The organism is Nocardioides hankookensis (assembly GCF_042658885.1).
GTDB classification, from domain to species: domain Bacteria; phylum Actinomycetota; class Actinomycetes; order Propionibacteriales; family Nocardioidaceae; genus Nocardioides; species Nocardioides hankookensis.
The window spans coordinates 123,616-146,271 of record NZ_JBHSRJ010000005.1 but is presented as its reverse complement, the minus strand read 5'-3'; the positions used below and the strand labels follow the sequence as shown (position 1 = coordinate 146,271).

At 72.1% G+C, this 22,656-nt stretch carries 20 protein-coding genes and 1 tRNA gene; 5 read left to right on the top strand and 16 right to left on the bottom strand.

What is annotated here, in order from left to right; genetic code table 11:
• From ACFPYL_RS15195 to ACFPYL_RS15185, 3 genes are all read right to left on the bottom strand, one after another.
• Window positions 1–73 (bottom strand) — tRNA-Thr (locus ACFPYL_RS15195).
• An 83-nt stretch (window positions 74–156) separates the two neighbouring features.
• Window positions 157–882 carry an SDR family NAD(P)-dependent oxidoreductase gene (locus tag ACFPYL_RS15190; protein ID WP_379155874.1) on the bottom strand — a complete coding sequence of 242 codons (726 nt, stop codon included), beginning with the start codon at window positions 880–882 and terminating at the stop codon, window positions 157–159.
• Window positions 883–915: 33 nt separating this feature from the next.
• Window positions 916–2,301, bottom strand: coding sequence for a helix-turn-helix transcriptional regulator (locus tag ACFPYL_RS15185; protein ID WP_379155871.1), 1,386 nt, complete (start codon window positions 2,299–2,301; stop codon window positions 916–918).
• A 124-nt stretch (window positions 2,302–2,425) separates the two neighbouring features.
• Here ACFPYL_RS15185 and ACFPYL_RS15180 point away from each other — a divergent pair, with 124 nt between their 5' ends.
• From ACFPYL_RS15180 to ACFPYL_RS15165, 4 genes are read left to right on the top strand one after another with little or no spacing between them, the layout of a single operon-like run.
• Window positions 2,426–3,013, top strand: a complete 588-nt coding sequence (locus ACFPYL_RS15180) for a hypothetical protein (RefSeq protein WP_379155869.1) — start codon at window positions 2,426–2,428, stop codon at window positions 3,011–3,013.
• 38 nt (window positions 3,014–3,051) lie between these two features.
• The gene (gene soxR / locus ACFPYL_RS15175; protein ID WP_379155866.1) at window positions 3,052–3,501 is read left to right on the top strand and encodes a redox-sensitive transcriptional activator SoxR; all 450 of its coding nucleotides are present in this window, start codon (window positions 3,052–3,054) and stop codon (window positions 3,499–3,501) included.
• Window positions 3,498–5,345 (top strand): glycoside hydrolase family 13 protein, encoded by a 1,848-nt coding sequence (locus ACFPYL_RS15170; protein ID WP_379155863.1) that lies wholly within the window; start codon window positions 3,498–3,500, stop codon window positions 5,343–5,345. The genes soxR and ACFPYL_RS15170 overlap by 4 nt, the downstream gene beginning before the upstream one ends.
• Before the next feature lie 9 nt (window positions 5,346–5,354).
• A complete protein-coding gene (locus ACFPYL_RS15165) occupies window positions 5,355–6,563 on the top strand; it encodes a DUF4032 domain-containing protein (protein ID WP_379155860.1) in 1,209 nt (402 codons plus the stop codon).
• A gap of 62 nt (window positions 6,564–6,625) precedes the next feature.
• Here ACFPYL_RS15165 and ACFPYL_RS15160 read toward each other — a convergent pair whose 3' ends face one another.
• The 12 genes from ACFPYL_RS15160 to ACFPYL_RS15105 form a co-directional block, all read right to left on the bottom strand.
• Entirely contained in the window at window positions 6,626–7,195 is a 570-nt protein-coding gene (locus ACFPYL_RS15160; RefSeq protein ID WP_379155857.1) for a hypothetical protein, read from the bottom strand.
• A complete protein-coding gene (locus tag ACFPYL_RS15155; protein WP_379155854.1) occupies window positions 7,195–8,877 on the bottom strand; it encodes a choice-of-anchor P family protein in 1,683 nt (560 codons plus the stop codon). Before ACFPYL_RS15155 ends, ACFPYL_RS15160 begins: the two co-directional genes overlap by 1 nt.
• A complete protein-coding gene (locus ACFPYL_RS15150) occupies window positions 8,874–9,581 on the bottom strand; it encodes an ABC transporter ATP-binding protein (protein ID WP_056151491.1) in 708 nt (235 codons plus the stop codon). The genes ACFPYL_RS15155 and ACFPYL_RS15150 overlap by 4 nt, the downstream gene beginning before the upstream one ends.
• Before the next feature lie 76 nt (window positions 9,582–9,657).
• The gene (locus ACFPYL_RS15145; RefSeq protein WP_379155851.1) at window positions 9,658–10,431 is read right to left on the bottom strand and encodes an ABC transporter ATP-binding protein; all 774 of its coding nucleotides are present in this window, start codon (window positions 10,429–10,431) and stop codon (window positions 9,658–9,660) included.
• A complete protein-coding gene (locus ACFPYL_RS15140; protein WP_379155848.1) occupies window positions 10,412–12,397 on the bottom strand; it encodes an ABC transporter permease in 1,986 nt (661 codons plus the stop codon). Before ACFPYL_RS15140 ends, ACFPYL_RS15145 begins: the two co-directional genes overlap by 20 nt.
• A 1-nt stretch (window position 12,398) precedes the next feature.
• Window positions 12,399–13,883, bottom strand: coding sequence for an ABC transporter substrate-binding protein (locus ACFPYL_RS15135; protein ID WP_379155845.1), 1,485 nt, complete (start codon window positions 13,881–13,883; stop codon window positions 12,399–12,401).
• A 93-nt stretch (window positions 13,884–13,976) separates the two neighbouring features.
• The gene (locus ACFPYL_RS15130; RefSeq protein ID WP_379155842.1) at window positions 13,977–15,446 is read right to left on the bottom strand and encodes an ABC transporter substrate-binding protein; all 1,470 of its coding nucleotides are present in this window, start codon (window positions 15,444–15,446) and stop codon (window positions 13,977–13,979) included.
• Between the two features lie 42 nt (window positions 15,447–15,488).
• Entirely contained in the window at window positions 15,489–16,919 is a 1,431-nt protein-coding gene (locus ACFPYL_RS15125; RefSeq protein WP_379155839.1) for a metallophosphoesterase, read from the bottom strand.
• 71 nt (window positions 16,920–16,990) lie between these two features.
• Complete coding sequence (gene rlmB / locus ACFPYL_RS15120; RefSeq protein WP_379155836.1) at window positions 16,991–17,938, bottom strand: 23S rRNA (guanosine(2251)-2'-O)-methyltransferase RlmB; 948 nt, start codon at window positions 17,936–17,938, stop codon at window positions 16,991–16,993.
• Window positions 17,939–18,001: 63 nt separating this feature from the next.
• Window positions 18,002–19,393 (bottom strand): cysteine--tRNA ligase, encoded by a 1,392-nt coding sequence (gene cysS, locus ACFPYL_RS15115; RefSeq protein ID WP_379155833.1) that lies wholly within the window; start codon window positions 19,391–19,393, stop codon window positions 18,002–18,004.
• A 40-nt stretch (window positions 19,394–19,433) separates the two neighbouring features.
• On the bottom strand, window positions 19,434–20,165 hold the full coding sequence (locus tag ACFPYL_RS15110) for an SDR family oxidoreductase (RefSeq protein WP_379155830.1): 732 nt from the start codon (window positions 20,163–20,165) through the stop codon (window positions 19,434–19,436).
• Entirely contained in the window at window positions 20,158–21,729 is a 1,572-nt protein-coding gene (locus ACFPYL_RS15105; RefSeq protein WP_379155827.1) for a molybdopterin-dependent oxidoreductase, read from the bottom strand. The genes ACFPYL_RS15110 and ACFPYL_RS15105 overlap by 8 nt, the downstream gene beginning before the upstream one ends.
• A gap of 32 nt (window positions 21,730–21,761) precedes the next feature.
• On the opposite strand from ACFPYL_RS15105, the gene ispF reads away from it, so the two are divergent.
• A complete protein-coding gene (gene ispF / locus ACFPYL_RS15100) occupies window positions 21,762–22,235 on the top strand; it encodes a 2-C-methyl-D-erythritol 2,4-cyclodiphosphate synthase (protein WP_379155824.1) in 474 nt (157 codons plus the stop codon).
• On the opposite strand, the gene nirD is transcribed toward ispF, so the two are convergent.
• Window positions 22,236–22,601 carry a nitrite reductase small subunit NirD gene (gene nirD / locus ACFPYL_RS15095; RefSeq protein WP_379155820.1) on the bottom strand — a complete coding sequence of 122 codons (366 nt, stop codon included), beginning with the start codon at window positions 22,599–22,601 and terminating at the stop codon, window positions 22,236–22,238. It abuts the gene before it with no gap.
• Window positions 22,602–22,656 lie beyond the last annotated feature (55 nt).

Genomic DNA, 22,656 nt, shown 5'->3' with positions numbered 1-22,656 from the left:
AGCCGCGTGACGGGATCGAACCGACGACCTTCCGTTTACAAGACGGATGCTCTACCAGCTGAGCTAACGCGGCGCGCGCACATGCTAGTTGAGGGGTCGTGCTGCCCAGCGAGCGCTCTGGCGCACGCACAGCATCACGACTCGATGCCTGACGGATCAGCCGCTCATGCCGCCGTCGTGGGCGATCACGGCGCCGGTGATCATCCGGGCGGCCGGCGACGCGAGCCAGACGATGGTCTCGCCGATCTCGGACGGCTTGATGGCGCCGCCGGGCAGCATCATCATCAGCCGGTCGGCGACGCGGGTGTTCAGGTCGTCGGTGAGCTTGTGGAAGACCTGCTCGACGATCGGGGTGTCCACGGTGCCGGGGCAGATCACGTTGACGCGGATGCCCTCGGGCGAGAGCTCCAGTGCCAGCGCCTTGGTGAACTGGGTGAGGCCACCCTTCGCGGCGGCGTACGCCGTGGCGTAGGGCTGCGGCGCATTGCCGGCGACCGACGAGACGTTGACGATGTTGCCCTTGGCGGCGCGGATGTGCGGGAGCGCGGCCTGGATCAGGAAGAACGGACCCTTGAGGTCGACCGCGTGCACGCGGTCCCACTCGTCCTCGGTGACCGTCTCGATGCGGCCGAACTGCACGATGCCCGCGACGTTGGCCAGCACGTCGATGCGGCCACCGGCGGCGCAGACCTCGATCGCCGCGTCGACGGCAGCCTTGCTGCCCACGTTGCACTCGACGTACGTCACGCCGTCGGGCACGGTCGGGTTGATGTCGAGGCCGAAGACCGTGTCGCCGAGGTCGCGGAACAGCTCGGCTGTCGCGTAGCCGATGCCGGAGGCGGCGCCGGTGATGACCACGACGCGGGGAGTGGAGTCAGTCACGGGCCGGACGCTACACCGAAATTAGAACTTGTTCTAGACGGCTGGATCGGTCACGTCCGACCGACTGCGCAGGTACGCGAGGACCGCCAGCACCCGGCGGTTGCTGCCGCCGTCGGCCTGCAGCCCGAGCTTGGCGAAGATCGCACTCACGGCCGGCTCCACCGTCTTCACGCTCAGGTGCAGCTCGGCGCAGATGGCGGCGTTCGACAGGCCGCGGGCCATCAGCTCGAGCACCTCGTGCTCGCGCGGCGTCAGGTTGTCGACCCGCCCATCCCGCCGGTAGCCGGCGAGCACCTCGACCAGGCCCGTCTGCTCGATCACGATCGCGGCCTGGGCGGCGAGGTCGTCGAGCAGGCCCGGCGGCGACAGTGACGACGACCGCGGGTCGCGCTCGATGCTGACAGCCCCGATCGTGGCTACGTCCCGGACGACGACGCGAGCCTCTGTCCCGGGCCGGGCGGCCAGGTCGCCGGCTGTGGTCGGAGCGATGTCCGCGTCGACCTCGGGCCAGACGCCGACAGCCCGCAGGTCGTCCGCGGATCCCATCCAGACCACGGCCGACCGGGCGTCCATGCCCTGGCCGAGCGCCCGAGCCATCCCGGCAGGCAACGACTCCGCGCCGGGACCGCGGCGAGACATCCAGCTCAGTGCGCGGTACGTCGCGACCTGCTGCCCGTGCACGATCGCCCAACCCGCCGCCACCGGCATGAGCGCGACCGCCAGCAGCCCGGCACGGGGTGACCCCTGGACGAGCAGCCCACCGAGCAGGGCGACCACCGAGAGCACACTGGCGGCGAGCAGCCAGCCCAGCTGGAGCCGGACGACCGGTCCAGAGCGCCGCCAACGGTCGGCGATCGCCGCGACCCAGAGCACCTGGACCCCTGCGTAGACGGGGTGCGCGAGCACCTGCCAGACCGTGGCCACCGAGACGCCGGGCAGCGCGAAGGGCGCCGCGCTCGTGACTCCGGCTGCGGAGTACTCGACCGGCCAGAGGGCCGACACCAGGGCGCACCCGCCGAGCAGGCCGAGGGCCACCGCCATCGGCCAGCGCCACGCAGGCGAGGGCAGGCGACCGTCGGGGAAGCACACGACCGACATCGTGGTCAGGCCGAGTCCGACCGCGAGCGGCCAGACCCCGAGCCAGGTCCACCACACCTGGCCGTCCACCCCGCCGGAGTGGGCGAGCTGGCGCCCGAGGTAGACGACACCCTCGACGACGCCGGTCGCCAGGAACAGCCGACCCTCCCGATGACCTGGCCGCTGGAAGAGCACGTAGGTACCGACCAGTGCGAACGCCAGGGCGAGCAGCCCGTTGTGCGCGTTCGGCAGCCACAGACCCTGAGCCGATCCGATCGCGACCATCGCGACGACAGCGCTGACCAGCAGCATCGTCAAGAGCGCGCGGACCTCGCCGACCACGGCGTCATCGTGTCACGACTCGGCGGTCCCGGTCCGCGGAGAGAGCCAGATCCAGGGACAACCCTGTAGTGCGCGGAGCGGCGCCGGCCGGAGGGTGGACATCCCTCCGAGCAAAGGACGCCGCATGCCGCCCGCCAGCCCCGCGACCATCACCTCCACTCCGACCAGAGCCTCCACTCCGACCGAACGGCTCCTGACGGGCTCGCTCGTCGTCGGTCCTCTCCTCTACCTCGCCGCCGACACGACGTACGCCGTCCGCGGCTGGGACGACGCCGGCGCCGGCGTGCTCCACGTGCTCGGCGCGATCGTCTACGGCCTGGTCGTCCTGCGGGTCGCGTCCTGGACCGCGCCGACATCGTGGCTCCGCGCGCTCCTGGTGCTCACGGCCGTCCTCGGGATGGCCGGCAACGTCGCGTACGGCTTCGACACGATCCACACGTCGTACGGCGACGTCGCCCTGGTCGACCGCTCCGGCGCGGCGACCCTGATCAAGCCGCTGGGGCTGTGCTTCCCGCTCTCGCTGGCCGTCGTGGCGTTCACCCTCCGGCGACTCGAGCGGCACTGGCAGGCCACCCTGGTCCTGCTCGCGGCGGCGGCCTGGCCCGTCGCCCACATCGGCAACATCGCCGCGCTCGCGGTGGCCACCAACGTCGTCCTGACCGTCGCACTGGGCAGCCTGGCACTGTCCGGCACCCGGACGACTTCGGGCTAGAACTTGAAGGATGGTTGAACTCCCGCGAGGCTGGGCGCATGACGCAGCTGACGATCGGCCACCTCGCCGAGCGGGCCGGGGTGGCGACCTCGGCGATCCGCTTCTACGAGTCCAAGGGGCTGATCGCGTCGGTGCGCACGACGGGCAACCAGCGCCGCTACGAGCAGTCCACGCTGCGCCGCGTCGCGTTCATCCGTACGGCGCAGCGCGTCGGGCTCAGCCTCGAGGAGATCGGCGAGGCGCTGGCGACGCTGCCCGACGGCCGGGCACCCACGAAGTCGGACTGGCACCGACTCAGCAAGGCCTGGCGCCCGCGCCTCGACGAGCAGATCGAACGCATCGAGCGACTCCGCGACCGGCTCGACGGCTGCATCGGCTGCGGGTGCCTGAGCCTCAAGACCTGCGCCCTCACCAACCCCGACGACACCGCCGCCCAGTGGGGACCCGGTGCGGTCTTCCTCGAGCCCCAGCGGAAGGCACGCCGATGACGCTCCTCCACGAGCCGCACCACGACGGCTCCCCGATGTACGTCTCCGACGAGGCACCCGCACCGGGCTCGACGGTGACGGTCCGCCTGCGCACCGACCCCGCCGACCCGGTGGAGCAGGTCTGGGTGCGCACGACGTACGACTCGGAACCGACGTACCACCCCTGCACGGAGAGCGCGCGCGACGAGCACGCCGTGTGGTGGGAGGGCACGCTGCCGGTGCACAACCCGGTCACGAACTACCGCTTCCTGCTGCATGCCCCCGCCGCAGAAGTCGACCGAGCCCAGCGCTGGCTGAGTGCCGTCGGGGTGGTCGACCACGACCCGCCCGACGCGTTCGACTTCCGGCTCAGCTCCCACCACGCGCCGCCGGACTGGGCGCGGGACGCGGTCGTCTACCAGATCTTCCCGGACCGGTTCGCGCGCTCGGCGGCGGCCGTCGAGCGGGAGACGCCGGCCTGGGCCGTGCCGGCGGACTGGGAGGACGAGGTCGTCTTCGAGGGCTTCGACCCGCGCACGCCGCTCCAGTTCTTCGGCGGCGACCTGGACGGCGTCACCGAGCACCTCGACCACCTCGCCGACCTCGGGGTCAGCGTCGTCTACACGACGCCCGTCTTCCCGGGCGAGAGCAACCACCGCTACAACGCCTCGACCTTCGAGGAGGTCGACCCGCTGCTCGGCGGCGACGCGGCGTACGTCCGGCTCGCGACCGCCGTGCACGAGCGCGGCTGGCGGATCCTCGGCGACCTGACGACCAACCACACCGGCGACACCCACGAGTGGTTCGTCGCGGCCCGCGACGTCGAGGGCGCGCCGGCCCGGTCGTTCTACTACTTCCTGCCCGACGGCTCCTACGAGTGCTGGATGGGCCACGGCACCCTCCCCAAGCTCAACCACGACGACCCGGCGCTGCGGGCGGCCATGGTCGACGGCCCCGAGTCGGTCGTCGCGCGATGGCTGCGGCCGCCGTACGACCTCGACGGCTGGCGGGTCGACGTCGCCAACATGACCGGCCGCCTCGGCGCGGTCGACGTCAACCACGAGGTCGCCCGGCTGGTCCGTCGTACGGCGGAGGCCGAGCGCGCCGACGCGTTCGTGATCGGCGAGCACAACCACGACGCCTCGAGCGACGTCGACGGAGACGGCTGGCACGGGACCATGAACTACTCCGGCTTCTCCTGGCCGGTCTGGTCGTGGCTGCGCGACCCGGACTCGCCCGCGCGTGCCTTCGGACGCCCGGTGCCGGTGCCGCGCCGCCCGGCCGACGCGCTCGTCCGGAGCGTGCGCGAGTGGCAGGGCCGCTACGGCTGGCGGGCCACCACCTGCTCGTGGAACATCCTCGGCTCCCACGACAGCGCCCGGATCCGCACGCTCACCGGATCGGGTGCCGTGCACCGGGTCGCCGCCGGGCTCCAGTTCACGATGCCCGGCGTCCCCATGCTCTTCGCCGGCGACGAGATCGGGCTCGAGGGCGTCAACGGCGAGGACGCCAGGCGCCCCTTCCCGTGGGCCGACCCGGCCGGTTGGGACGACGACACGCTTGCGGCGTACGCCGGGCTGGCGCGGCTGCGTCGCGACCACGAGGCCCTGCGCCGCGGCGGCCTGCGCTGGGCGCACGTCGACGACGACGCACTCGTCTACCTCCGCGAGCACCCGGCGGGCTCGGTGCTGGTCGCCGCGCGTCGTACGGCAGGCCCGGCGATCACCCTCGACGCCGGCCCGCTCGGGTTCGGCGACGGCATGCTGTTGCTGAGCACCGGTGCCGACGGCGACCTCGTGGAGACCGACGGCGCCGTCACGCTGCCCGCGAGCGACGGACCGTCGTTCGCGGTCTGGAGGCTCTAGGGTCGAGGCATGGCGCTGCGCATCGTGGCGAACCGCCCGGACCCGGCCCTGCTGGGGCTGCCGTGGTCGACACCGCTGGAGGAGTGGACCGAGCACGTCGTGCCGCTCCCCCGCGGGCTCTCGCGTCACGTGGTGCGGATCATCCGGCTCGGGGACGCGACGTACGCCGTCAAGGAGACGGTCGAGGACATCGCGTTCCGCGAGTACCGGATGCTGCGCGACCTGCAGCGGATGGGCCTCCCGGCCGTGCTCGCCCAGGGCGTCGTGACCGGGCGGGTCGACGAGCACGGCGAGGAGCTGCCGGCGGCGCTGCTCACGCAGCACCTCCAGTTCTCGCTCCCCTACCGCTCGCTCTTCTCGCACGGCCTCACCGCCGACAACCTGCCGTCACTGGTCGACGCGATGGTGGTGCTGCTGGTCCGGCTGCACCTCGCCGACTTCTACTGGGGCGACGTGTCGCTCTCCAACGTGCTCTTCCGGCGCGACGCGGGCGGCTTCGCGGCGTACCTCGTCGACGCCGAGACCGGCGAGCTCAAGTCGCACCTGTCGACGCGACTGCGCGAGCACGACCTCACCGTCGCCACCGAGAACGTCTTCGCCGAGCTGCTCGACCTCCAGGCCAGCGACTCGCTGGACCACGAGGTGCAGGCGCTCGACATCGTCGAGATGCTGCGCGAACGGTACGACGCCCTCTGGTCCGAGCTCACCGGGGCCGAGGAGTTCGCCACGCACGAGATGTGGCGGATCGAGCAGCGCGTGGAGCGTCTCAACGACCTGGGCTTCGACGTCGACGAGCTCGACATCGTCACCGACTGGGACGGCGAGAAGATCCGGATCCAGCCCAAGGTCGTCGAGCTCGGCCACCACCAGCGCGAGCTGCAGGCCCTCACCGGGCTGCACGTCGAGGACGCGCAGGCGCGCCGGATGCTCAACGACATCGCGGCGTTCACCGCCCACTTCGACCTCGGCCGCGAGGACCGCTCCCTGGTCGCAGCGAAGTGGCTCAACCAGACCTACGAGCCCATCCTCGCGATGATCCCGGCCGAGGCGCGCGGCAAGCTGGAGCCGGCCGAGATCTTCCACGAGATCCTCGTGCACCGGTGGTACCTCTCCGAGCGGGCCGGGCACGCGGTCGACCTGCTCGAGACCGCGCGCGACTACATCGACACGGTGCTGAGGGAGAAGCCCGACGAGAAGGTCACGACCGAGGAGGAGTAGCCGGTCATCGCCGCAGCGGCGCCGGTGGTTGAGGTGCGAGCGAAGCGAGCCTCGAAACCACCTCAGGGACGGCACACCCGGCACTGGGTCAGGTGACCGTTGTCCTCGCCGACGGGGTGCAGGTCGGCGCGGTGCGCGATCAGCGCGCAGTCGCGGCGGTGCATCGTCGTGCCGTCACCGGCGGTGACCGGCAGCCCGGAGACGTCGAGGGTGTCGCTGTTGGCGGCCGCGCGCGAGGTCACGTCGGCCAGCACCAGCAGCGTGTCGGCCAGCCGCTTCGCCGACTCCCGGTTGTCCGCGGCGATCCGCGCCAGCCAGGCCCCGAAGTAGAGGAAGCCGCCGGCGAAGGTCAGCCCGAGCCCGAGCAGGCCGCCGGAGACCAGGTAGGAGAGCTGGTCGTACTGGTACGGCGTGTTCGCGGCGCCGTACCAGCCCAGCACGATGACCACGAGCCCGAGCGGCAGCAGGATCGCACCGGCCCAGAAGAGCACCAGCTGGAGGAGCTGGTAGTGGTTGTTCTTCATCGGCGCGGCACCGGAGCTGGCCTCGCCGGACGCGCGGGGCAGCCCGATCGAGAGCCGCTGGGCGGGGGCCGGGGCCGGCGTCGGGCCGGGTGCGTCCATCGTGGTCATCAGCGTGCCTTTCGCAGGTCGGGCAGGCCCCGGTCGAGGCCGTGGGAGCAGGATCCGGCGCCGCCGAGGGCGAGCACGCCGGCCCGGCGCAGCCAGGTGCCGCCGAGGGCACCGAGGGCGAGACCACCGACGAGGATCGCGCCGGGGATCGAGTAGAGCGGCGGCAGGCCCGAGCCGGCCAGGGCTGCGTCGTCGAGGTCGTCGGTCGCGGCCGAGGGAGCGTCGGAGCCCGCGGCAGGACCCGAGGCAGCCGGGACGCTGCCGGTGGAGGCACCGGTCCCCGCGCCGCCTCCGGACCCGCCGGCGGGCGCACCGCCACCGCTCGGGTCGTTGTCGGGGATGTCGGTCGTCGGGAACTCGAGAGCCTGCACGGTGTCGACGGACGTGCCGGCGTTGCCGAGGTCGAGCACGATCTTGGGCGACAGGCCGACGGCCGCCTGGAGCAGGCTCTTCAGCTGGCCCGCCTCGTCGGGTACGGCGTCGACGAGGTCACCGAGCGGCAGTGCGTCGAGCTGGCGCTTCAGCACGCCGGTCTCGATCTCCACGCGCAGCCCGGCGAGGTCGCTGGTCGCCTTGTCCTGCTGGCGCACCAGCTCGGGCTTCGGGAGCACGAGCCGGATGCCGAGCTGGTCGAGGGCCTTCGCCGCCTGGTCCGGCAGACCGGGGATCGCCCCGCTCTGCCCGGCGGCCACGAAACCGTCAGGGCCGAAGGAGAACTCCTGCCCGGCGATGGTGATGCCGCCGAGACGGGCCTTGCCCGCCGGGGCACCGGTCTTGCCGTCGCTGGAGCTGGTGCTGGTGACGACCAGGCCGTCGAGCTCGATCAGGCCGCCGAGGAGCGACACGTCGCCGAGGGCGGACCGCGCCGTGCTCACGACCTTGCCGTCGGTCGAGACCGTCTGGCTCGAGGAGGTGTAGCCGTCGACGTCGACGAGCGCGGCCAGCTCGGGCGGCAGGCCGGGGGTGGCCGGCGAGTCCTCCGCGGCGTTCGCCTGCGCGGGCTGTCCGGTGAGTGCCCCCGTCACGGCACCGGTGACGGCACCCGTGATCGCCTGCCCGAACTGCTGGAGCGCGTCCGGGCCGACGGCTGCGGGGACACCGGGCAGGGCCGGGAGGCCCGGCAGGGCGGGGACGCCGGGCGTACCTTCGCCCCCGCCCTGTCCCTCGCCGTCGTCGGTCGAGCCGTCGCCGACGGTACTGTCCGGCGAGTAGCCCACTTGGGCAAGGGTCTTGTGGTCGGTCGCGCTGGTGCGCATCACCGTGCCGGGGAAGGGTTCGTCGGCCTGGGCGGACTCGCCGCTCGGCTGGGCCGCGTTGACCTGCACCGGGTAGCCGGCCTCACCGAGCTGCTCGGGCAGGCCCAGCTGGGTCACGAAGGTCTTCGCGCCCTCGCCCACCGGGTCGCCCGGCCACAGCCAGCTGGCCCGCGCCTGCGAGCTGCCGGAGTCTGACTCGACCGTGGAGTAGGCGAGCTCGACCTCGAGCTGCGGGTCGGCGGGGATCGGGATGGTCGGCTCGTAGAGCTCGATCTTCACCGGCGCCGCCCAGGCGTCGGCGCTGTAGCCGCTGAACGCTGGCTTGTCGGCGGCCACGCTGCTCGACATCAGGCCGGGCGAGATCGGGAGCATCGCCCCGACGACGGCGGCGGCGGCGAGCGGGACCAGGATTCGCGAACGGCTCATGCCGCACCTCCGAGGATGACGTCGGACATCGTGTCCATGACTTCTGCGGGTTCCCCGGTGGCGACGATCCGCCCGCCGGTCATCACGGCCGCGTAGTCGGAGACCCGCAGCGCCGTCCGCGCGAACTGCTCGATGCAGAGGATCGACACCCCGCTCTCCGCGATCTGCGCGACCGTGTCGTAGAGCTCGTCGACGATGAGCGGGGCGAGCCCCATCGACAGCTCGTCGAGCAGCAGCAGCGCCGGGTCGGACGCGAGCGCCCGCGACATCGCCAACATCTGCTGCTCGCCGCCCGACATCGTGCCGGCCAGCTGGTGGCGGCGCTGGTGCAGCCGCGGGAAGTAGGAGTACGCCGTGTCGAGGACCGCCTCGGTGGCGACCCCGGCGTACGACATCAGCGTGAGGTTCTCCTCGACGCTGAGGTTGGGGAAGACCGACCGGCCCTCGGGGATCGTGCACAGGCCGAGGCGGGCGAGCTCCTCGGGCGAGGTGTCCTGGACGTGGACGCCGCCGAGGTGGATGTCGCCGGAGGTCGCGCCCTTCTGCCCGCTGATGACCTTGACGAGGGTGGACTTGCCGGCGCCGTTGGGGCCGAGCAGCGCCATCACCGCGCCCTTCGGCACCCGCAGGTCGACGCCGCGCAGCACCTCGATGCGGCCGTACGCCGCGTGCAGGTCGACGACCTCCAGGATGGGGACACTCATGCACGCACTCGCTTCGCTCCGTGCGCGCATGAGGCACCACACACGCTCCCTTGGATGGTTCGCTCGCTGCGCTCGCTCACAGGACCATCTCCATCGTCTGCTCGCCGAGCGCCTCGGCCTCGTCGACGTCGGAGTAGCCGAGGTAGGCCCGCTGCACATCGGGGTTGGCGCGGATCGCGCCGGGGGCGTCGGAGGCGATCACGCGGCCGAAGTCGAGGACGTGGATCTCGTCGCAGACCGACATCACCAGGTCCATGTCGTGCTCGACCATCACGATCGCGCGCCCCTCGGCGGCGAGCCGCGCGAGGAGCAGCCCGAAGGCGTCGGTCTCCTGCTCGTCGAGGCCCGACGAGGGCTCGTCGAGCAGGAGCAGCTGCGGGTCGCAGGCCAGGCAGCGGGCCAGCTCGAGGAGCCGCGCGGTGCCGGTCGGGATCGAGTCGGCGCGCTCGTCGGCGTACGCCGCGATGCCGACCCGCTCGAGCAGGCCGTCGACGTCGGCGCTCGCCGGGCGCACCAGCCCGGCGATCCCCCGGTGGATGTCGCGGGCGACCCGGACGTTCTCCCGCACCGACAACGACCCGAAGGCCTCGAGCCGCTGGAAGGTGCGGGCCATGCCGCGCCGGGACCGGCGCGGCACGGACAGGCGGGTGATGTCGCGGCCGTCGAAGCGGACCCGGCCGCGGTTGGGCTTCTGGAGGCCGGTGATCACGTTGAAGCAGGTGGTCTTGCCGGCACCGTTCGGGCCGATGAGGCCGGTGACCCGGCCCGCCTCGGCGACGAAGCTCGCGTGGTCGACCGCGGTCACACCACCGAACTGGACGACGACGTCGTCAACCTCGAGCAGCGGCATGGACGCCCACCTCCTCCTTCTGCGGTTCCTTGAGGTCTTCCATCAGCGGGATCTCGGTGTCGGTCGAGGTGTCGGCACGACTGGCCGGCAGCGGCAGCACGGGTACGGCGCGGCGCACCAGGTCGCCGAAGCGGCGGTCGAGCCGGCGACCGAGGCCGAAGAGCAGGTTGGCGAGACCGTTCGGGTCCCGGCCGAGGGCGACCGCTCCGAAGCCGAGGATCGCGAACACCAGGCCGGCGAGCTCGGGACGCGAGCTCTGCAGCACCGGCAACAGCATCAGCCCGACGCCGCCGAGCGCGGCACCGGTCACCGAGGTGACGCCGAAGACCACGGCGAGCAGCAGCAGCGGGAGGCTGTTGAAGAGCTGGAAGTCGGCGGCGCCGATCGTGCCGCGCAGCCCGGCGAAGAGCGCGCCGGCGAGACCGGCCATGCCCGCAGAGACCCCGAAGAGCCCGACGCGGAACCAGCGCAGGTCCAGGCCGAGGGTGCCGCACGCGGCCGGGCTGTCGCGCATCGCGATCAGCAGCCGGCCGAGCACGCCGCGGCGCAGCACCAGCAGCCCGAGCGCCATCAGCACGAAGAACGCCGCCATCACGACCACGTAGCCCGAGGTCGACGAGACCGACGTGCCGAGCAGGGAGAGCCGGTCGGCCTGCAGCGTGCCGTTGAAGCCGAAGGCGAAGTCGGCCTGGAAGACCAGCTTGTCCATCAGCACGCCGAAGGCGAGGGTGGACAGCGCCAGGTAGAGACCGGTCAGCCGCAACACCGGCAGCGCGACCAGGGCGCCGACGGCGGCCGCGATCAGCGCCGACATCACCAGGCCGTAGAGGTTGGGCTCGTCGAGCTTGGCGTAGGCCAGCGCGCCGACCCCCGCGAAGGTGAACTGCGCGAGCGAGACGTGGCCGCCGTACCCGGTCAGCAGCACCAGCGAGAGCATCACCATCGCGTACGTCGCGGCGGTGCCGACCAGCAGCAGGTTGGCGTCCGACATCGCCGTCGCGAGCACGGCCACGAAGCCGAGCAGCGCGGCGCCGCAGACCAGGGCCCGCGGCATCGACGGCAGCGGGGCGGAGACGATGCCCTTGACCTGCCCGATCCGCAGCTGGGCCTGGGGCATCGCGATGATCACGACGAAGAGGAAGAGCGCCGGCACCACGGCCCGCAGGCCGGACAGGAAGCCCTCGGTGGGCAGGTAGGCGACCGCGAAGGACTGCAGGATGCCGAGCCCCATCGCGCCGACGAAGGTGAGCGGGAGGCTGGAGAGCCGGCCGAGCATCGCCGCGGCGTACGCGTTGATGACCAGCAGCGTGAGGTCGAAGTACGACAGCCCGATCACCGGCGTCAGCAGGATGCCCGCCAGCGCCGCGAGAGAGATGCCGATCGCCCAGGACAGCGAGGCGACCCGGTCCGGGTTGCCGCCGAAGAGTCGGAGCAGCACCGGGTTGTCGACCGAGGCACGCATGGCCGTGCCGATCCGGGTCCGGTTGAGCAGCAGGTAGAGCAGCCCCGCGACGACGGCCGACAGGGCGATCGTGATGATCTGGTGGGCCGTGACGTAGGTGTCGCCGATCTGCACGCCCTTGTCGGGCAGGAACGGCGGCACCGTGCGCGGCTCGGGCGGCCAGATGTACTGCGCCAGGCCGATCAGGCCGACGAACAGGCCGACGGTGACGACGAGCGAGACGCTGACCGGTCCCTCGCCGAGGCCGCGGGTGATGAACCGCTGGACGAACCAGCCGGTGCCGGGGGCGACCACGCCGAGCACCAGGACCAGGGCCAGCCAGGTCGGCATCCCCTGGCGCTGGCTGAAGTCCCAGAACGTGAAGGCCATGACCATGCCGAAGGCGCCGTGCGCGATGTTGAACACCCGCGTCGTCGTGTAGGTCAGGACCAGGCCCGAGGCCGCGATCGCGTACGCCGCGCCCGTGAAGAGTCCGAGGATCGTGAACGAGATGATCGTGCCCATGTCAGTTCCCGTTCAGGAGCGGGCCGCAGAGGTAGGTGCCTGACGACACCTGCTTCCACTTGCCGTCGTTGAGCTGCAGCACGGAGCCGCAGTTGGCCGTGGTCTTCGCGCCGACCTGCTGCGGGACGTGCAGCCCGTTGCCGGTCCAGTCCTTGACGCCCTTCAGCGCCGCGACCAGCGAGGCACGCGTGAGCTTGCCGCCCAGCTGGGTGGCCTGCTCGACGAAGAGCCGCGCGGCCGACCAGGCGTAGAGCCCGAAGTAGTTGGGGACCGCACCGGGCTTCACCTGGTCCAGCCAGGCGCGGTAGAGCTGCATCTCCTTGACGCTGTAGTCGTCGAACATCTTGGTCGAGGACCAGGCGTAGACGCCGTTGCCGTTGGAGCCCGCCTGCTCGACGAAGTTGGCGTCGTAGATCGTGGAGTCCTGCACGAACGCGTCGGGCTTGTAGCCCTGCTGCTGCATGGCCTCGAGGAGCTTCACGGTGTTCTGGTAGGGACCCGTGTAGGTGACGAGCTTGATGCCCTTGTCCTTCAGCTGCTGGACGTACGGCGCGTAGTTGAACTCCGAGACGTCGATGCCCTGGAAGTAGTCGACCTTCCAGCCGGCCCGCGTGTAGGCGTTGCGGAAGGACTGGGCGTTGACCGCGGCCGCACCCGCGTTGATGTAGAGCACCGCCGCGTGCTGGGTGGCGTCCTTGTCCTTCTGCAGGAAGTACTTCGGCATCGCCGGGTTGACCAGGCCGGGGTCGACCGACTGCGCGGCGAAGCAGGTCGTGCAGTCGCGGCGCTCGGGGGTCGTCGTCGTGCTCCGGATGTCGGGGAGCGCGCACGACTGCGCCGCGCCCGCACCGCCGGAGTCGAAGGCCCCCATCGACCCGACGGCGGCGAACGCGTCGTCGCACGCCTTCGTGTACGCCTGCTGGTCCGCGCCGGCATCGGCACGGCTGTCGAGCAGCTCGACGTCGAGCTTGCGGCCGCAGATGTCGTTGGTGGAGTTGAAGTACGCCGCGTAGGCACGGGTCGCCTGCTGGGCCGACTCGAAGATGCCGGGCACCGGGCCCGAGATGTCGGCGACGTTGGCGAGGGTGATGGTCTTGTCGGTGATGCCGGTCTGGTTCTTGAAGCCGTCGCAGCTCCCGGCCTTCTTGCCGCCGGTCGCCGCGTTGGCGCCGGTGCCCTGGGCCGCGTCCCCGGCAGGCGCATCCCCGCTCGCGGCGGAGCCGCCGCTGCCCCCGGTCGTGGAGCCGGTCGAGCCGCCGCCAGCGGCCGCGGCACCACCCGCGTCGCTCGACCCGGGCACGCTGCTGTCGCCGGGCACCGTCCCGTCGCTGGTGCCGGTGGCGCCGCCGGCGCCGCCGGTCGTGGTGCCGTTGACCTGGGCGACGGTCTCCGGTGTGAGCTGGGAGCCGCACGCCGCCAGACCGAGACACACGGTCAGACAGAGCGCAGCGATCGCGATCGCACGCAGCGGAGACAGCCTGGACACCGAAACCCTCCCGGAATCAGAACACGTTCCACCTCTCAACGAGGTGGCCGGGGAAAGGTGACGCGGCCCACACCCGAGCCGCCGGCGCATCGCTCAGCCCACCGTCGTCGTACCGCTGCAGCGGTACTTCGTGCCGCCGACCGGGGTCCACGTGCCGCTCTGGAGCTGGAGGAACCGCCAGCACGGCGAGGCGTGCTTGGGCCCCACCGGCTGGGGTGCGTGCATCCCGTTCGAGGTCCAGTCGCCGACGCCTTGGAGGCTCGACACCAACGCGCTCCGGCTGAGCTTGCCGCCGAGCTTGGTGGCCTGCTCGACGAAGAGCCGGGCGGCCGACCAGGCGAAGAGACCGAAGAAGGACGGCGTCGCACCGGGCTTCACCTGCTGGAGCCAGCTCAGGTAGAGCTGGAGCTCCTTGTTGGAGCCGGCCTCCTCGAAGGGCGTGAAGTTGATGAAGACCGTCGTCCCGTCGACGGCGTCGCCGCCGCTGCTGACGAAGTCGGGGTTGTAGGCGGTCGGGTCGATCATGAAGACCTTGGGCTTGAAGCCCTGTTGCTTCATCGCCTCGGCGAGCCGGGTGAACTGGGCGGTGGAGCCGATGATCTGGACGTACTCGACGCCCTTGTCCTTCATCTGCTGGACGTACGGCGCGTAGTTGAACTCCGAGATGTCGATGCCCTGCACGTAGTCGAAGTGCATCCCGCGCTTCTCCATCGCGGCCGCCTGCGACTTGCCGTTCTCGGCCGCTGCGCCCGCGTTGATGTAGAGCATCGCGGCGTGCTGCCCGGCGTCGCCGTACCCCTTCAGGACGAAGTCGGGCACGGCGTTCTGGAACTCGTGCGAGTTCGCGGCCTCGGCCGCGAAGCAGGTCGTGCAGGCGAGCCGGTCAGCGGTGGTCGCGGCGGTGCGGATGTCCGGCAGGCCGCAGGACTGGGCGGTCGAGGCACCGCCGGAGTCGAAGGCCGACATCGAGCCGATCATCGCGAAGGCCTCGTCGCAGCCCTTCACGTAGGCCTGCTGGTCGGCGGCCGCGTCGGTGCGGCTGTCGTACGACGCCAGGGCGAGCTTGCGGCCGCACAGGTCGGTGGTGGCGTTGAAGTAGGCGACGTACGCCCGCACCGCCTCCGGCGCGGACTCGAAGAGCCCGGGCACCGGCCCGCTGATGTCGGACGCGTTGCCGATCGTGATCGTCGAGTCGGTGATGCCGGTCTGGTTCTTGAAGCCGTCGCAGCTGCCGGCCTTCGCCCCGCCGGTCGCCGCGTTGTCCCCGGTGCCCTTCGGCGCGTCCCCCGACCCGCCTCCCGAGCCCGAGGCCGTCGACCCGCCACCGGCCGTCGACGTGCCCGCTCCGGAGCCGCCGCCGGTGGCCGCGCCGCCACCACCGGCAGCCGGGACGCTGCCGTCGGGTCCGGTCGCGGTCCCCGGGACGGCGGCACCGCCCGCGCCGCTGGCGCCGGTGCCGGCGGCGCCCGCGACGGTGTTCGGGTCGATGCGGGAGCCGCAGGCCGCGAGCAGGGTGGCGAGCAGGACGCAGCACACGGAGAGGGCGGTACGTGACGGAAGCACGCCCACCTAACGACCGGCACACACCGAGGTGACGCGCGCCACTCAGCCCGCAGCCGCCTCCGGGTAGGTCAGCGTGACGTAGTCGCCGACCTGGAAGACGCCGTTCGGCTGGAGCGTGACCCACTGGATGCCGGCGGGCCGTCCGTCCCGGTAGGTCACCAGGCTGACGTCGGCGTCCCGGCGTGGCTTGCTGCCGAGCGCGATGGCGTACGCCGCGCCTCCGGTCGTCCCGGTCGTGTAGGTGTAGCCGACCTCGCCGTCCGGCCCGAGCACCTCGGTCGGGCCCGACCGGACGTGCAGGTGACCGCCGAGGACGAGGTCGACGCAGCCGCGGGCGAGCGCCTCGCGGCCCAGGTTGGCGTCGTGCACCAGCATCGTGGTGACCCGCTCCTCGCTGTCGCACGCCGCGTCGGCCAGCCGCTGCTCGACCTCGTCGAAGCTCAGGCCCGTCTCGTCGCGCCACGACCCGAGCCCGCTCGAGCGCGGGTCGTCGACACCGAGCAGCGTGGTGCCACCGGGCCCGGGGATCACCTCGCCGTCGACCATGGTCCAGCCGTGGCTGTCCAGGTAGTCGTGCACGAACGTCCCGTGGTCGTGGTTGCCCGCGACCGCCCAGCGGTCGAGCCCGTCGAAGGCCTGCGACACCGAGTCGAGCGAGAACGCCTCCCAGCTCTTGCCGTTGGAGGTGTCGTCGCCGCCGTCGTACACGGCGCTCGCGCCTGCGGCGTCGGCCACCGCGCGCGCGACCGGGTCCATGCCGATGTTGTCGTGCCGGTCGGAGACGAAGGCGACCACGGTGTCGCCGTCCTCGGGCTGGCGCAGGTCGAGGGTCGCGGCCTGCTCGGCGGCGGTGGCGTAGAAGACCTTGCTCTTGTCGTAGGTGTCGACGGCGCTCTCGACCAGGCGCCGGGTCTGCGCGGTCGTCACGTCGCCGCGGACCTCGACGTCCTCGAGGCCCTCGGGCAGCGGCACCTCCGGCCCGAGGAAGGTCTGCAGCGCGACCCAGTCGAGGTCGTCGTCGGACGGCTCGTCCCGGCTCCACGGTTGCAGCAGCGCGACGCCCAGCACGACGACGACCCCCACACCGATCAGCACCTGTGGCAGGTGCACGCGCGACGCGAGGTCACGCCGACGCCGGTGCCCGACGAGCACCCAGACGCCGATCGGGACCAGGCCCAGCACCGCGCCGCGCAGGGCGGCGTCGAGGAGCAGGTCCTCGACGGCGTCGGTCACCTTGGCGATCTGGCCCTCGGGCTGGCTGGCGATGTAGGCGTAGCGACGCGCGAGCTCGCCCGTGGAGCCCGCGTCGGTCTTGTCGAGCCGGATGTCGACGCCGACCGGTCCTGAGCTCGGGAGCCGGACGTCGGGGAGCACGGGTCCGGTCAGGAGCACGGCGTCGCCGCTGAGGTTCGGGCGCACGACGGCGTCGTGGCTGGCGAGCTCGATCGAGCGACTGCCGGTGAGGAAGAGCACCGCCGTCACCACGAGCGCGCAGGCCAGCCAGGCCCCGACGTACGCCGAAGCCGTGACCGCTCGCCGCAGGGTCAGGGGCGCCGAGCCTCGGAGATCGCGTAGAGCGCCACCGACGCGGCCACACCGGCGTTGAGCGACTCCAGCTGGTTGGCCATCGGGATCGAGAGGAGCTGGTCGCAGGTCTCGGCCACCAGGCGCGAGAGCCCGTCGCCCTCCGCGCCGACGACGAGCACGAGCGGCCCGTCCCCGAGGTCGAACTCGGGCAGGGTGACGTCGCCGTCGGCCGCGAGACCGACGACCATGCAGCCCGCCTCCTGGTAGGCCTTCAGCTGACGCGTGAGGTTGACGGTCTGGGCGACCGGGATGCGTGCAGCCGCACCGGCGCTGGTCTTCCAGGCGGCGGCGGTCATCCCGGCCGCGCGGCGCTCGGGGATCACGACGCCGTGCGCGCCGAAACCGGCCGCGCTGCGGATGATCGCCCCGAGGTTGCGCGGGTCGGTGACGTGGTCGACCGCGACGATCAGCGGCTTCTCGGCGTTCACCGCGGCCGCGTCCAGGAGGTCGTCGGCGTGCGCGTACTCGTACGCCGGGATCCGCGCGGCGAGGCCCTGGTGGACGCCGGCACCGACCATCCGGTCCATCTCGTTGCGGGTGACCTCGAGCAGCTTGATGCCCCGGTCGGCCGCGAGCTGGAACGCCTCGCGCAGCCGGCCGTCGCGCTCGGCGCCCTCGGCGACGTAGAGCGCGTTGACCGGCACGCCCTCGCGCAGCGACTCGACCACGGGGTTGCGGCCGATGATCCACTCGGCGTCGCCGGAGGTACGCCGCTTCGGGCGGGCGGGGGCCGCCTTCTCGGCACGCTTCGAGGCCTTGTGCGCCTTGTGGTACTCACGGTCCTTCGCCTTCGGCGTCGGGCCACGACCCTCCAGGCCGCGCTTCACGCGCCCACCGGAGCCGGCGGTGGGGTTGCCCTTGCCCGACTTCTTGACCGAGCCCTTGCGCTGCGAATTGCCTGCCACGTCAGTGCCCTTGCTCTCGGTGATTGAGGAAGGCGCTCTGCGCCTGTCTCGAAATCCCAGCCATTACTTCGTGCCTGCTTCCAGTGCCCACGTCGGGCCGTCGGGGGTGTCCGTGATCGCGATGCCGGCGGCCTTGATCTGGTCGCGGATCGCGTCGGCGGCGGCGAAGTCCTTGTCCGCACGCGCCTGGGTGCGCTGATCGAGCAGCCCGCGGACGAGCACGTCCACGGCCTCGACCAGCTGCTGGTCGTTGCTGGATCCCGGACCCCACGCGGGATCGGCGGGGTCGAGGCCGAGCACGTCGAGCATCGCCAGCACCTGGCCGGCCTGCACGGTCGGGTCGTCGGCACGGTTGCCGTCACGGACCACGTCGAAGAGCACGGCGACCGCGGCCGGCGTACCGAGGTCGTCGTCCATGGCGGCGACGAAGGCCTCCGGGAGCTCGCCGGCCACGACGTCGCCCGCGCGCTCGAGGAAGCTCTCGATGCGACGGAAGCCGACCGCCGCCTCGTCCAGCGCCTCGAAGCTGAACTCGACGTGGCTGCGGTAGTGGGCGCTCACGATGTAGAAGCGCAGCTCGATGCCCCGGACCCGCTCCAGCACGGACGGGATGGAGAGCGTGTTCCCGAGCGACTTGCTCATCTTCTCGCCGGCGGTGGTGATCCAGGCGTTGTGCATCCAGTACGACGCGAACGGGTGACCGGCCGCGCGCGACTGGGCCTGCTCGTTCTCGTGGTGCGGGAAGCGCAGGTCGACGCCGCCACCGTGGATGTCGAAGGCCGCGCCGAGGTACTTGCCCGCCATCGCCGAGCACTCGATGTGCCAGCCCGGGCGACCGCGGCCCCACGGGCTCGGCCACGACGCGGTCTCCGGCTCGGACTCCTTCTTCCAGCCCTTCCAGAGCGCGAAGTCGCGCGGGTCCCGCTTGCCGCGCGGATCGGCGTCCTCCGCGGCCTCCATGTCGTCGATCCGCTGGTGGGTCAGCTCGCCGTACTGCGGCCAGGACCGCACGTCGAAGTAGACGTCGCCCGAGCCGTCGCCCGCGGCGTACGCGTGCCCCTTGGCGATCAGCATCTCGATGAGCTCGAGCATCTCGGGGATGTGGCCGGTGGCCGCGGGCTCGTACGTCGGCGGCGCGACGTTGAGGGCTGCGTACGCCTTGTCGAGCTCGCGCTTCATGATCGCGGCGTGGGAGTACCACGGCCGGCCCTGGGCCTCGGCCTTGGTGAGGATCTTGTCGTCGATGTCGGTGACGTTGCGGATGAAGCTGACGTCGTACCCGAGCTGGCGCAGCCAGCGCTGGAGCACGTCGAAGTTGACGGCCGAGCGGACGTGCCCGACGTGCGGCTCCGACTGGACCGTCAGACCGCACACGTAGAGACCCGCCTTCCCCTCCTCGAGGGGAACGAAGTCCCGGACTTCGCGGGTCGCAGTGTCATAGAGCCTGAACGTCACCCGCCCAGTCTAGGGATCGGGCCGCACGCGGCCCGCATCGTCAGACCCCGTAGCCACCGTCGACGTCGAGCTTCTGGCCGGAGACGAAGCCGGCCCGGTCGGAGGCGAGGAAGCAGACGGCCTCGGCGATGTCCTGCGCGGTCCCGAAGCGACGCAGCGGGATGTTGCGACGGGTGATCGCCAGCGCGTCCTCGGAGAGCTCGCCTGAGTCGATGAGCCGGGCCGCCATCCCGTCGGTCAGCATGCCGGGGCCGACCGCGTTGACGCGTACGCCGTACCGCCCCTCCTCGGCCGCCAGCGCCCGCACCATCGCCTCGACCGCCGCCTTGGGTGCCGACGACAAGCCGTCACGCACCGGGAAGCGGGTGGTCGCTGCGGTGGTGACGGCGACGATCGAGCCCTGGATCTCCCGCAGGTGCGGCAGCGCGGGCGCGACGACGGCGAAGAAGCCGGCCGCGTCGGCCGCGAGCTGGGCCGCCATCGCGCCCGGCTCCACCGCGGAGAGGTGCGTCATCGGCACGTGCGGGCCGGCGGCGTACACGAGCGTGTGCAGGCCGCCCCGCGCCGCCACGTCCTCGACGACGCGGGCGGCATCGGCGGCGACCGTCGGCGCACCGAGGTCCAGCTGGTGCGAGTCACCGACCGGGTTGCTGCGGTGCGTGACGGCGACGGCGGACCCGCGCTCGCGCAAGAGCTCGGCGATCGCGCGGCCGAGGCCGCCGCTGCCGCCGACCACCAGTGCGACGCCCGGGCGGTCCGTGAAGTCACCCATCGGTCGCCTCCTGGGCGTTGAAGCTGATCATGTCGTGGCCGGTCGCCCCGTCCGGCAGGACGTCCTGGACCGTGCTCGTCTGCACGACGCCGTTGCGGTCGATCGCGCGGACCGCGAGCCGGTGGTGACCGGGCTCGGAGTCGATCGTGGCTGCCCACTGCACCCAGGTGTCGACGTTCGGGACGCCCCCGATCTCGGCGCGCTGCCAGGCGCCGCCGTCGACCGCGACCTCGACCGCCGAGATGCCGGTGTGCTGCGACCACGCCACGCCGCCGACGCGGCCACCGCTCGCGGGGATGTCCCCACCGTCCTCGGGCACGTCGATGCGCGACGCCATCTTGACCGGGCCACGCTCGCCCCAGCCCCGGTCGGTCCAGTAGGCGCTGATGTCGGCGAACCGCGTCACCTTCATCTCGACCACCCACTTGCACGCGGAGACGTAGCCGTAGAGGCCGGGCACGATCGTCCGCACGGGGAAGCCGTGGTCGATCGGCAGCGGCCGGCCGTTCATCGCGATCGCGAGCATGGCGTTGCGGTCGTCGGTGAGTGCCTCGAGCGGGGTTCCGCACGTCCAGCCGTCGTCCGAGGTCTGCAGCACGGCATCGGCGCCCGGCTGCACCCCCGCCAGCTCGAGGAGGTCGGCGATCCGCACGCCGCTCCACCAGGCGTTGCCGATCAGGTCGCCGCCGACGGGGTTGGAGACGCAGTTGAGGGTGATCCAGCCCTCGGTGACCTGCCGGTCGATCAGCTGCTGGTAGGTCAGCACCACCTCGCGGTCGACCATGCCGTGGATGCGCAGCTGCCAGTCGGACGGCTCGATGGTGGGGACGACGAACGCCGTGTCGATCCGGTAGAAGTCGCCGGCCGGCGTGGCCCACGGCGTCACGCCGTCCAGCCCGACACGGACCCCGTCGGGCAGCTGGGGCTCCGTGACGCCAGGGAGCCGGAGCAGGCGGCGGGCCTCCTCGACGTGACGCCGCCCGCGGCCCACGACGCGTCCCACGGTGCCGACCACGGTGGTGCTGGCGACGATGATGCCGGCGCGGATCAGGAACGTACGCCGGGTGTGGTCGGCCGGGTGCGGCGCCTCCGGTGCCGCCTCGGGGTCCGGCCCCTCGGCGAGCGCGCGCTCGTGGCGGCGCAGCGGGTCGGTCAGGAGCGACAGGCACACCAGCCAGGTCGCGAAGCCGACCGCGATCGGCAGGATGTCGATCGCCCCGGAGCCGCGCTGCAGGGAGACCGCCGTACCGCCCACGACGCCGAGCACCGCGAACACGATCGCCGGCGCCCACCACGACCGGCGGGCGAGCCGGCCCGCCCACGCGAAGAGCAGGCCGGTGATGACCAGGATCATCAGCAGCAGGAACTGCTTGTCGTGGTGACCGAGGATCCGGATCGCCCGTTCGACCAGCGGCCCCGGCGTCAGGCGGGTCACCAGCTCGGCGACGGCGGCGACCGGCGAGTCCCGTGTCGTCAGCACCATCGCGACGAAATAGCTCGCGGCGAGCCCGGCGAAGCCGGCCACCAGGCCGGCCGCCGACCAGCTGCCGCGGAAGCTCCTCACCCCGTGATTCTGTCGCAGGGCATGATCCTCGTGTGCAGCAACTCCCCAGGGTCGGCATCGGCACCGACGTACACCGGCTCGTCGACGGCGTCCCGCTCCACCTCGCCGGACTGTCGTGGCCCGACGAGGCGCAGGGCCTCGACGGTCACTCCGACGCCGACGTCGCGGCCCACGCCGCGTGCGACGCGCTGCTCTCGGCCGCCGGGCTCGGCGACCTCGGATCGAACTTCGGTACGGCGGAGCCGCAGTGGGCGGGCGCCTCGGGCGCGGCCCTGCTGGCCGAGACCGCCGCCCGGGTGCGCGCGGCCGGCTTCGAGATCGGCAACGTCGCGATCCAGGTGATCGGCAACCGACCCAAGCTGGGTCCGCGTCGCGCCGAGGCCGAGGCGGCCCTGTCGGCGGCGATCGGCGCGCCGGTGTCGGTCTCGGCCACCACCACCGACGGCCTCGGGCTCACCGGGCGCGGAGAGGGCGTCGCGGCGATCGCGACCGCGCTGGTCGTCTAGCTACGCAGCGTCGGTCTTGCGGTGGCCGACCAGCACGACGCCCTCGATCACGCGGACGTCGTACGCCGGCACCGAGACGTGCTGGTCGTCGAGACAGCGACCGCTGCGCAGGTCGAAGGCGTGCTTGTGCGCGGGCGACGCGACGAACGGCACGCCCTCGCGGGTGCCGACGATGCCCTTCGCGAGCACGGATGCCTTGGCGAACGGGTCGTGGTTGCCGAGCGCGTAGACCTCGTCGTCCTGGGTCCGGAAGATCGCGATGGCCTGGCCGTGCACCAGCGCCGTGGCACCGCGCTCGACCGCGAGCTCGACGATGCGGCAGACCGGCTGCCACTCCTCCGCGCGCTGGTCGGCGGCAGACGTCATCGCGATGACCCCTTCCCGGGCACCCTTCTTGGGCCTCGTGGTCCGTCGAACCTAG